Annotated in this window: 1 protein-coding gene; it reads left to right on the top strand. The window is 76.3% G+C overall.

From position 1 onward, the window contains the following. On the top strand, window positions 1-12,395 hold a 12,395-nt coding region (locus IE312_RS41570; protein ID WP_229900357.1), incomplete at both ends, for a non-ribosomal peptide synthetase.

Raw genomic sequence — 12,395 nt, 5'->3', positions numbered from 1 at the left:
TGGCCCGGCTCGCCGACTGGTACACCCGGCACCCGGACACCGCGCCCCGCCTGGTGAACATGTACGGCATCACCGAGACCACCGTCCATGTCACCCACGCCCCGCTGGACCGCGGGGCGGCCCGCGCCGGCACCGCCAGCCCCATCGGAACCGGCATACCCGACCTGCGGCTCTACGTCCTCGACGACACCCTCCAGCCGGTGCCGCCCGGTGCCGTGGGCGAGCTGTTCGTCGCCGGCGAGGGACTGGCGCGCGGCTATCTGAACCGGCCCGGCCTCACCGCGACCCGGTTCCCCGCCGACCCGTTCGGCCGGCCCGGCACCCGCATGTACCGCACCGGCGACCGGGCCCGCTGGCGGGCCGACGGCACCCTGGAGTACCTCGGCCGGGCCGACCAGCAGGTCAAGATCCGCGGCTACCGCATCGAACCCGGGGAGATCGAGGCCGCCCTGCACCGCCACCCGGGCGTCGGCGCCGCCACCGTGGGCGTGTACGAGGACACCGCCGGGACCCGCCGGCTCGTCGCCCACGTCGTCGGCACCGGCACCGGCGACCGCGCCGTACCGCCCCCGCCCGCCGCGGAACTCCGCGCCCACCTGGAGACGCTGCTGCCCGCGCACATGGTCCCGGCCGCCTATGTGCCGATGGCCGAGCTGCCACTGACCGTCAACGGCAAGCTCGACCGGCGCGCGCTGCCCGCGCCCGGCCCCGACGGCTTCGCCGCCGACGGCACCCGGACCACGCCGAGCACCCCGGCCGAGCGGCTGGTCGCCGCCGCATGGACCGACGTCCTGGACACCGACGAGGTCGGCGCCGACGACGACTTCTTCGCCCTCGGCGGCGACTCCATCCTCGCCGTCCGCGTCACCTCCCGGCTGCGGGCCGCCTTCGGCACGGACGTCTCCCCCCGGATGCTGTTCACCCACTCCACCGTGTCCGCCCTCGCGGCCGCGCTGGGCGAGCCCCGGTCCGGGGACACCGCCGACGCCATCCCGGCCACCGCCGCGGACACCCCGGCGCCGCTGTCGTACGCCCAGCAACGCCTGTGGTTCCTGGACCGGTTCGAGCCGGGCAGCACCGAGTACACCACCCTGTCCGTGCTGCGGCTGCGCGGCCCCCTCGACCACGCCGCCCTGCGCAGCGCGCTGGACGGCCTGGTCGCCCGGCACGAGACCCTGCGCACCACCTTCGCCGAGCACGACGGACAGGCCCGCCAGGTCGTCCACCCGGCACGGCCCGTGCACCTGGCGGTGGACGACCTCCCGGACACCGCCGCCCTCGACGCGCTGCTGGACCGCGCGGCCGCCACACCGTTCGACCTGGCCACCGGACCGCTGTTCCGCGCCCGCCTGGCCCGGCTCGCCGCCGGCGACCACGTCCTCGTGCTGGCCGCGCACCACATCGTCACCGACGGCTGGTCCACCGGCGTGCTGGCCCGCGACCTGGGCGAGCTGTACGCGGCGGCCCTGGAGGACCGCCGCCCCGACCTGCCCGGGCTGCCCGTCCGCTATGCCGACTACGCCGCCTGGCAGCGCGGCCGCGCCGAGCGGGCCGAGGCCGAACTCGCCCACTGGCGCCGGGCCCTGGACGGCGTGACCCCGCTGGAGCTGCCCACCGACCGGCCCCGGCCGGCCGTCCGCACCCGCGAGGGCGCCCTGGTCACCTTCACCCTGCCCGCCGCCCTGACCGAGCGGCTGCGTGCGCGGGGCCGGGAGTCCGACGCCACCCTCTACATGACGCTCGTCACGGCCTGCCAGGTCCTCCTCGCCCGCTGGGCGGGCCAGGAGGACGTCACCGTCGGCACCGTCACCGCGGGCCGCGAACGGCCCGAACTGCACGACGTGGTCGGCATGTTCGTCAACACCCTCGTGCTGCGCGCCCGGGTCCGGCCCGAGCTGCCGTTCCGGGAGCTGCTGGCGGAGGTGCGCACCACCGTCCTGGAGGCGTTCGCCCACCAGGAGGTGCCCTTCGAGCGGGTCGTGGACGCACTCCAGCCCGAACGGGACACCAGCCGCACCCCGCTGTTCCAGGTGATGGTCGCCCTGCACAACCTCGGCGGCGAGGCGCCCCGGCTGCCCGGCCTGGCGGTGGAACCCGTGACCCCGCCGGTCCGCACCGCCACCTTCGACCTCGCCTTCGACTTCACGGAGACCGACGGCGGCCTCACCGGCTACCTGGAGTACAACACCGGGCTGTTCGACACCGACACCGCCGAACGCCTCGCCGCCCGGCTGCGGGTCCTGCTGGAGGCCGCCGCCGCGGACCCCGGACAGTCCGTGGGCCGGCTGCCGCTGATGACCGACGCGGAACGGCGGCAGGTGCTCCGGCAGGGTGAGGGCGCCCGGCTGCCCGAGCCGGACACCACCTTCCCCGCCCTGTTCGAGGCCCAGGCCGCCCGCACCCCGCACCACACCGCCCTGGCGGCCCGCGACACCACGCTGGACTTCGCCGCGCTGAACCAGCGGGCCAACCGGCTCGCCCACCACCTCATCGCCCGGGGGGCGGGCCCCGAGGACGTCGTCGCCGTACGGCTGCCCCGCACCTCGGACCTGATGACGGCACTCCTCGCCGTCCTCAAGGCGGGCGCCACCCTGCTCTGCCTGGACCCCGAACTGCCCCAGGAGCGGCAGGACTTCCTGGTCTCCGACACCCGCCCGCACACCGTGCTGACCGACCTCGGCGCGGTGCCCTGGGACGAGCTGCCGGGCCACGACCCGACCGACGCCGACCGGGTCCGGCCCCTGCTGCCCGGGCACACCGCCTACATCGTCTACACCTCCGGCTCCACCGGCCGCCCCAAGGGCGTCGCCGTCGAACACCGACAGCTGGTCAACCTCTGCCACGACCACCGCGCGCACCTGCTCGCCCCGCACACCGCCGACGGACAGCGGCTGCGGGCCGCGCTCAGCGCCTCCTTCTCCTTCGACACCTCCTGGGAAGGGCCGCTGCTCCTCGCCCTCGGCCACGAGGTCCACCTGATCGACGAGGACGTACGCCTGGACCCGCAGGCCTTCTGCGCCCAGGTCGCCGGCCACCGCCTCGACCTCGTCAACGTCACCCCGTCCTTCCTCCGCGAACTCACCGCCGCCGGCCTGCTCGCCCCCGGCCGCCACCACCCGCGCCTGCTGCTCGTCGGCGGCGAGGCCGTGTCCCCGGCCGACTGGCGCGAACTCGTCCGGGCGGACCGGGAGTCGGACGTGGCGGTGTACAACATGTACGGGCCCACCGAGTGCACCGTCGACGCCGTCTACGTCCGCTGCGGCGAACGGCCCGACCGCCCGGTCATCGGCCGGCCCGGCGGCAACCTGCGCGCCTACGTGCTCGACGGCGCGCTGCGCCCCGTACCGCCCGGGGTGCCCGGCGAGCTGTACCTGGCCGGGACCCAGGTGGCCCGCGGCTACCTGCACCGGCCCGGCCTCACCGCGGCCCGCTTCCTCGCCGACCCGTTCGGCGCGCCGGGGGAGCGGATGTACCGCACCGGGGACCGCGCCCGCTGGGACCGGGACGGACTGCTGGAGTTCCTGGGCCGGGCCGACGAACAGGTCAAGATCCGCGGGTTCCGCATCGAGCCCGGCGAGGTGGAGGCCGCCCTCCTGGACCACCCGGACGTCGCCGACGCCGCGGTCACCGCACGCGAACACGGCGGCCGGCTCATGCTCGTCGGCTACGTGGTGCCCGCCGGTGAGCGCGCCCCGTCCGCCGACGACCTGCGCGTGGCCCTGCGCCGCACCCTGCCCGACCACATGGTGCCCACCGCGTTCGTCCCGCTGGACCGCATCCCGCGTACCACCAGCGGCAAGACCGACCGGCGCGCCCTGCCCGCCCCGCCCGCGCAGCCCGACAGCTCCACCCCGTACGTCGCCCCCCGGCCCGGCACGGAGGAACGCCTGGCCGCCATCTGGGCGGAGGTGCTCGGCGTCGAACGGGTCGGCGCGCGCGACAACTTCTTCGCGCTCGGCGGCGACTCGATCCTGAGCATCCAGATCGTCTCCCGCGCCCGGCAGGCCGGTCTCGCCCTCACCACCAAGGACGTCTTCCGTCACCAGACGGTCGCCGAACTCGCCCTGAGCGCGAAGGAGTCGGCCCCGCGTCCGGCCGCCGTGCAGGAGACGGGCGAGGCGCCGCTCACGCCGATCCAGCACTGGTACCTGGACGGCCGTGACCCCGGACAGCCGCTGCGGTTCACCATGACCCAGCGCCTCGGACTCGCCGTCGGCACCGACCTCGCGGCGCTGGAACAGGCCGTCGGCGCCGTCGTGCGCCACCACCCGGCCCTGCGCACCCGTTTCGCCCGCACCGCCGACGGCTGGCGCCAGGAGGCGCTGCCCGAGGCACCGGACGGCGTCCTCACCCGCCACGACGCGGCCGGGCTGGACGACGCGGCCCTCGAATCCGTCGTCCAGCGGCTCACGGAGGAGGCGCAGGCCGGCCTCGACCCCCTCGCGGGCCGGGTCGTGCGCGTCCTGCTCTTCGACCGGGGCCCGCGGCAGGCGGCGCAACTGATCGTCACGGCCCACCACCTGGTGATCGACGGAGTCTCCTGGCGCATCCTGCTGGGGGACCTGGAGACCGCCCACCGGGCCGCGGCGGCCGGCCGTCCCGTCGAGCTGCCCGCCACCGGCACCCCGTACGGCCACTGGGCTGCCCAGCTGGACCGGCACACCCGCTCCGGCGCCCTGGACGCCGACCTGCCGTACTGGACGCGCACCGGCGCGGCGGCCCCGGCCGCACTGCCCGCCGGCCGCCCCGGATCCAACACCCACGGCACCGCCGACACGCTCACCGTCACACTGGACGAGCAGGCCACCGAGGCCCTGCTGCGCCAGGTCCCCGAGGCCTACCGCACCCAGGTCAACGACGTCCTGCTCAGCGCTCTCGGCCGCACCCTGGCCCGCTGGTGCGGAGGCGACACCGTCCTGCTCGGCGTGGAGGGGCACGGCCGCGAGGACCTCTTCGAGGACGTGGACCTCTCGCGGACCGTCGGCTGGTTCACCGCCGAGTTCCCGCTCGCCCTGCACGTCGCCCCGGACGCCGGCTGGCACGACACCCTCCGCTCGGTGAAGGAGCAGCTGCGCGCCGTGCCGCTGCACGGCCTCAGCCACGGCGCCCTGCGCCACCTGCGGCCCGACAGCCTGCTCGGCGCCGGCCCGGCCCCGCAGGTCGGCTTCAACTACCACGGCCAGTGGGACACCGGCGCCGCCGACGGCCTGTTCCGCGGCGCGCTGCCCCCGGCCGGCCGGGACACCGACCCGGACGAACCCCGCCCCTACCTGCTGGACATCACCGGCGTGGTCCAGGAGGGCCGGCTCGAACTCGGCTGGACCTATCCGGCCGAGGTCTACGACGAGGCCACCGTCCGCCGGCTCGCCGAGGACACGCTCACCGCGCTGCGGGACATCGTGGCGCACTGCGCCCGGCCCGGCACCGGCGGCCGCACCCCCTCCGACTTCCCGCTCGCCGGCCTCGCCCAGGACCGGCTGGACCGGCTCGTCGGCACCGGCCGGCACGTCGAGGACGTCCTGCCGCTCACCCCGCTGCAGTCCGGCATGCTCTTCCACGGCCTGGTGGACACCGAGCACGCCTACTTCGACCGTACGGCGGTACGGCTGTCCGGCGTCGCCGACCCGCGCGCCTTCGCCGCCGCCTGGCAGCAGGTCGCCGACCGCACCCCGGCGCTGCGCACCAGCGTCCACTGGCAGGGCCTGCCCCACCCGGTGCAGATCGTCCACCGGCACGCCGAGCTGCCCGTCACCCACCTCGACTGGCGCGCCCTGACGCCGGCACAGCGCGCGGAGGCCACCGAGCGGCTGCTCACCGAGGACCGCGCGGCCGGCCTGGACCTCGGCACCGCGCCGCTGACCCGGCTCACCCTGGCCGCCCTGCCCGGCGACGAGGTGCTGCTGCTGTGGTCCACCCACCACATCGTCCTCGACGGCTGGAGCACCGGGCAGCTGCTCACCGAGGTGTGCGAGCGGTACGCCGCCCTGACCGGCGGCCCCGACCCGGCGCCGCCGGCCCGCCGGCCCTTCGCGGACTTCCTGCACTGGCTGCGCGGCCAGGACGAGCAGGCCGCCGAGCGGCACTGGGCCGAGACACTGGCCGGGTTCACCGCCCGCACCCCGCTGCCGTACGACCGCACCCCCGCCGAGGCCCACCGGGCCCGGTCCGCCGCCGCCGTCCACCACGAGCTGGACACGCGGGTCTCGGCCCGGCTGCGGGAGGCCGCCGCCCGCGCCGGCCTGACCGTGAACACCGTGGTGGAAGGCGCCTGGGCGCTGCTGCTGGCCCGCCACAGCGGCCGGGACGACGTGGTGTTCGGCACCACCGTCTCCGGCCGCCCGGCCGAACTGCCCGGCGTCGACGGCATGATCGGCATGTTCATCAACACCGTGCCCACCCGGGTCCGGATACCCGGCGGACCGGTGCTGCCGTGGCTGCGCGAGCTGCAGGACCGGCAGAGCGACGCCCGGCGCTTCGACTTCCTGGCCCTGCCCCGCATCCAGGCGCTCGCCGACGTACCGTCCGGGGAACCGTTGTTCGACAGCATGGTGGTCTTCGAGAACTACCCCGTCGACGAGTCGGCCACCGCCCGCACCGGCGTCCGGGTCGAGGAGGTGCGCGCCGACGACGCCACCACCTTCCCCTGGTGCCTGCGCGCCCACCTGGCCGAACGGCTCGGCTTCGACCTGGCCTACGACCCCGCCCTGTTCGACGCCTCCACCGCCGAGCGCGCCGCAAAGCGGCTGGCCGTCCTGCTCACCGCCCTCGCCGACGGGCTCGACGGGGACCTGGCCGGCCTGCAACCGCTCACCGCGGCCGACCGCGAGCTGCTCGCCGCCTGGAACACCACCGCCCGCCCGGCCGCCCCGGCGAGCCCGGTGGACCTGTTCGCCGAGCAGGCCCGCCGCACCCCGGACGCGCCCGCCGTCCACGACGGCGACCGCGAGCTGACCTACCGCCAGCTCGACGCGTGGGCGACCGCGCTGGCTGCCCGGCTGGTCGCGGGCGGGCTCGGAGCCGAGGACCGGGTCGCGCTGCTGATGGACCGCTCCGCCGAACTCGTCGTCGCCCAGCTCGCGGTGCTCATGGCCGGCGGCGCCTACGTCCCGGTCGACGCCCGCGCCCCCGAGGAGCGCCGCCGCACCCTCCTCGACCGGGCCGGCGCCACCGTCCGGCTCACCGCCGCCGAGGTGACCGCCGCCCGCGCCGGCACCGCCGGGGGACGGCCGCCGGCCGCCGACCCCGACCGGCTGGCCTACGTGATGTTCACCTCCGGCTCCACCGGCGTGCCCAAGCCGGTCGCGGTACGGCACCGGGACGTGGCGGCGCTGGCCACCGACAGCCGGTTCGCCGGCGGTGTCTGCGCCCGGGTGCTGCTGCACTCGCCGGTGGCCTTCGACGCCGCCACCTTCGAGGTGTGGGCCCCTCTGCTCACCGGCGGCTGCGTGGTCGTGGCCCCGGGCGGGAGCGTGGACGCGGCCCTGCTGCGCCGGCTCGCCGCCGACGGCGGGCTGACCGCGCTGTGGCTGACCGCCGGACTGTTCCGGCTGCTCGCGCAGGACGCCCCCGACTGCTTCCGGGGCCTGACGCAGGTGTGGACCGGAGGGGACGTCGTGCCCGCCCAGGCCGTGCGCCGGGTGCTGGCCGCCTGCCCCGGCCTGACCGTCGTGGACGGCTACGGCCCCACCGAGACCACCACCTTCGCGACCTCCTGCGCCCTCACCGACCCGGCCGCCGTGCCCGGCACCGTGCCCATCGGCCGGCCCCTGGACGACATGCGCGTCCACGTCCTCGACGCCCGGCTGCGGCCCGTCCCGCCCGGCTGCGCGGGCGAGCTGTACCTGGCCGGCGAGGGTGTCGCCCGCGGCTACCTGGGCCGCCCCGGTGACACCGCCGCCCGCTTCCTGGCCGACCCCTGCGGCCCGTCCGGTGCCCGCATGTACCGCACGGGCGACCTGGGCCGGCGGCGGCCGGACGGCACCGTCGAGTTCCTGGGGCGCGCCGACGACCAGGTGAAGATCCGCGGCTTCCGGGTCGAGCCCGGCGAGGTCGAGGCCGTCCTCGCCGGCCACCCGGACGTCGTCGACGTGGCCGTGCTGGCCCGCGAGGACCGGCCGGGCGCCAAACGGCTCGTGGCCTACGTCGTCGGGCCGGCCGGACAGCACGCCGAGGACCTGCGGGACTTCGCCGCCCGCACCCTGCCCGACTACCTCGTGCCCACCGCCGTCGTCCCGCTCGACGCACTCCCGCTCAGCCGCAACGGCAAGGTCGACCGGGCCGCCCTGCCCGCACCGGAGGCCCTGCCGGGACGCACCCGGGTCGAGCCCCGCACCGAGGCCGAGCGCCGCACGGCCGCCGTCTTCGGCGAGGTGCTGGGCAGTGAACCGCCCGGCGTGGAGGACGACTTCTTCCAGCTCGGCGGCGACTCGATCCTCAGCATCCGGCTCGCCTCCCGCCTCGCCGAGGCCTTCGACACCGACCTCACCCCGCGCGCCGTGTTCACCCACCCCACACCGGCCGGACTGGCCCGCCTGCTCGACGCCCGGCAGGGCAGCGGCCGGGCGACGATCACCCCGGTCGCCCGGGACGGTGCGGCACCGATGTCGTACGCCCAGCAACGCCTCTGGTTCCTGGAGGAGTTCGCGCCCGGCGGCGCCGAGTACGTCACCGCGCTCGCCCTCCGGCTGCGCGGCACCCTCGACACCGGCGCCCTGCGCGCCGCCCTCGGCGCCCTGGTGGCCCGGCACGAGTCGCTGCGCACCACCTTCGACAGCGTCGACGGGCACGGCGTCCAGCTCGTCCACCCGCCCCAGGACGTGCCGCTGCCCCTGCGGGACCTGTCCCGGCTGGCCGTGGAGGAACGCGAGCCGGAACTGCGGCGGCTGCTCGCCGAGGAACGTTCCCGTCCCTTCGACCTGCGGGAGGGACCGCTGCTGCGCACCGGGCTGGTCCGGCTGGCGGAGGACGAGCACGTGCTCGCCCTCACCCTGCACCACATCGTCACGGACGGCTGGTCCACCTCCGTCCTGCTCGGCGACCTCGCCCACTTCTACCGAGCCGAACTGGGCAGGGCCGAGGGCGAGTTGCCGGCGCTTCCGGTCCGGTACGCCGACTACGCGCACTGGCAGCGCGGCGCCGGGGAGACCGGTGCGGAGGAACACCTCGCCTACTGGAAACGGCACCTGGCCGACACCGCCCCGCTGGACCTGCCCACCGACCGGCCCCGGCCGCCGGTGCGCACCAGCGCCGGCGCGACCACCCGGCTGGCGGTGCCCGCCCGGACCGTGCAGGGGCTGACCCGGCTCGCCCGGGAGCACGGGACCACCCTGTTCACCACGCTCGTCGCCGCCGCCCAGGCTTACCTCGCCCGGCTCTCCGGCGCCGAGGACATCGCCGTCGGCACCGTCACCTCCGGCCGCGACCGGCCCGAGACACAAGGCCTCGTCGGGTTCTTCGTCAACACCCTGGTGCTGCGCTCCCGGGCCGGGGCCGAGCAGCCCTTCACCGGGTTCCTCACCGCCGTACAACAGACCGTCCTCGACGCCTTCGCCCACCAGGACGTGCCCTTCGAACGGGTCGTGGACGAGGTGCAGCCGGTCCGCGACACCAGCCGCAGCCCCCTCTTCCAGGTGATGGTCGTCCTCCAGAACACCCCGGCCGCCGGTCTCGACCTGCCCGGACTGGACGTCACCGACGTCGAACCGGAGTCGGAACAGGCCGCCTTCGACCTCACCCTGGAGTTCGCCGAGACCGGTTCGGGAGCGCTGCACGGCCTGCTCACCTACAATACCGACCTGTTCGACCCGGCCACCGCCGAGCGGATGGCCGCCCAGCTCGGCACCCTGCTGCACGCCGTCGCCGAGGACCCGGACCGCCCGCTCGGCATCCTCCCGCTGGCCTCCGACGACGAGCTGAAGACGCTCCTGGACCAGGGTCATGGCACCTTCCGGCCGGTGCCCGAGGCCACCCTGCCCGCCCTGTTCGAACGACAGGCCGCCCGGACCCCGGACGCGCCGGCGCTGATCGACGGCGACCGCGAACTGACCTACGCGGAGGTGGACCGGGCCGCCAACCGGCTCGCCCACCGGCTCCTCGCGGACGGGGTCGGACCGGAGCGGGTGGTGGCCCTGGCGCTGCCCCGCTCGGCGGCGGCCGTCGTCGCCCAGCTCGCGGTCGCCAAGGCCGGCGGCGCCTTCCTCCCCGTGGACCCCGACTACCCGCCCCAGCGGCGCGAGTTCATGATCCGGGACGCGGGCGCCCACCTCGTCCTCGCCGACCCCGCCGAGGTCTGGGCCGCCGACGGCCCCGAGACGGCACCCACGGACACCGACCGCCCCACCGCCCTCACCCCCGCCCATCCCGCCTACGTCATCTACACCTCCGGCTCCACCGGCACCCCCAAGGGCGTGGCGGTCACCCACCAGGGCCTCGCCTCCTTCGCCGCCGCGGCCGCCGAGCAGTACGCGGCCGGCCCCGGCGACCGGGTGCTGCAGTTCGCCTCGCCCAGCTTCGACGCCTCCGTGCTGGAGCTGTGCGTCTCCCTGCTGAGCGGGGCCGCGCTGATCACCGGCGAGGAGGGGCCGCTGGTCGGGGAACGGCTGGCGGAGGTGCTCGCCGAGCGCCGTGTCAGCCACACCCTGATCCCGCCCGCCGCGCTGGCCACGGTACCGCCGGAGACCGCCGCCGCCCTGCCCGCGCTGCGCACGCTCATCGTGGGTGCCGAGGCCTGCCCGGCCGACCTGGTCGACACCTGGGCCCCCGGCCGCCGGATGATCAACTCCTACGGCCCCACGGAGGCCACCGTGGTCGCCACCTGGACCGGCCCGCTGACCCCGGGCACCGGCGCGCCGTCCATCGGCCGCCCCGCCGGCGGCACCCGCGTCCGTGTGCTCGACGCCGCGCTGCGGCCCGTACCGCCCGGCGTCACCGGCGAGCTGTACCTCGCCGGCCCCGGCCTGGCGCGCGGCTACCTCGGCCGCCCGGGACTCACCGCCCAGCGGTTCGTCACCGACCCGTTCGGCGCGCCGGGGGAGCGGATGTACCGCACCGGGGACCTGGTCCGCTGGACCGCCGACGGCCGGCTGCGCTTCGCCGGCCGCGCCGACCACCAGGTCAAGCTGCGCGGCTTCCGCATCGAACCCGGGGAGATCGAGAGCGCGCTGCGGCGCAGCCCCCTGGTGCGGGACGCGGTCGTCGTCGTCCGCGCGGAGGAGGGCCCCGGCAGCCCGGCCCGGCTCGTCGCCTACGTCGTCCCGGCCGAGCCCTCCGCCGCCGGACTGCCCGTCGGCGAACTGCGGCTGCACCTGGCCGGATCGCTGCCCCCGCACATGGTGCCGTCCGTCTTCGTACCGCTCCAGGAGCTGCCGCTCACCCCAAACGGCAAGACCGACCGGCGGGCCCTGCCCGCACCCGGACCGGTGCGCCCCGCCGACGGCCCGCGCACCGCGCCCCGCACCGACACCGAACGCCGCATCGCCCGCATCTGGTCCGACGTGCTGGGCATCGAGGAGGTCGGCGCCGACGACAACTTCTTCGCGCTCGGCGGCGACTCCATCCTCACCATGCAGGTCGTCTCCCGGCTGCGCCGCGACGGCCTGCACGTGGCCACCCGGGACCTGTTCACGCACCAGACCGTCGCCGAACTCGCCACCGTGGTGCGCACCGCGCCGCGCCGGTCCGACGACGGCCCGGTGACCGGCGAGGTGCCGCTCACCCCCATCCAGTCGTGGTTCCTCACCACCCCCCGCGCCGCCCACCACCACTTCAACCAGTCGGCGCTGCTGGAACTCGACGGCACCCCCGACCCGCGGGCGCTGCGCGCCGCCCTCGGCGCGCTGCTGGAGCACCACGACGCGCTGCGCATGCGGTTCACCCAGGAGGCCGACGGCTGGCGGCAGTTCAACCCGCCGCCCGCCGCCGGCCACGACCTCCTCGCCCGGTACGACCTGACCGGCCTGCCCGCCGAGGAGGCCGACGCGGCCATGGCGAAGGCCGCCGACGAACTGCACGCGAGCTTCGACCTGGCCCGCGGCCCGCAGCTGCGCGCGGCCCTGTTCACCGGGGACCCCGGCCGGCCCGCCTTCCTCCTGCTCGTCGCCCACCACCTCGTGGTGGACGCCGTCTCCTGGCGCGTCCTGCGCGACGACCTGGAGACCGCCTACCGGCAGGCCCTCCAGGGCGGCCCCGTCACCCTCGGCGAGCGCGGCACCAGCTTCCGGGACTGGGCCCGCGGCCTGGCCGCGCACGTCGCCGGAGGCGGACTCGACCACGAACTGCCGTACTGGCAGCAGGCGGTGGACACCGAGGACGTACCGGCCCCGGCACCCGGCGCCGGACCGGCCGCCACGGTGAGCGTGGAACTGGGCGAGGAGGACACCACCGCCCTGCTGCGCTCC

It is taken from the genome of Streptomyces capoamus, assembly GCF_014654935.1.
Taxonomy (GTDB): domain Bacteria; phylum Actinomycetota; class Actinomycetes; order Streptomycetales; family Streptomycetaceae; genus Streptomyces; species Streptomyces capoamus.
Note: the sequence above shows the minus strand (reverse complement) of the source record. Positions and strands in the feature narration are given on the sequence as shown.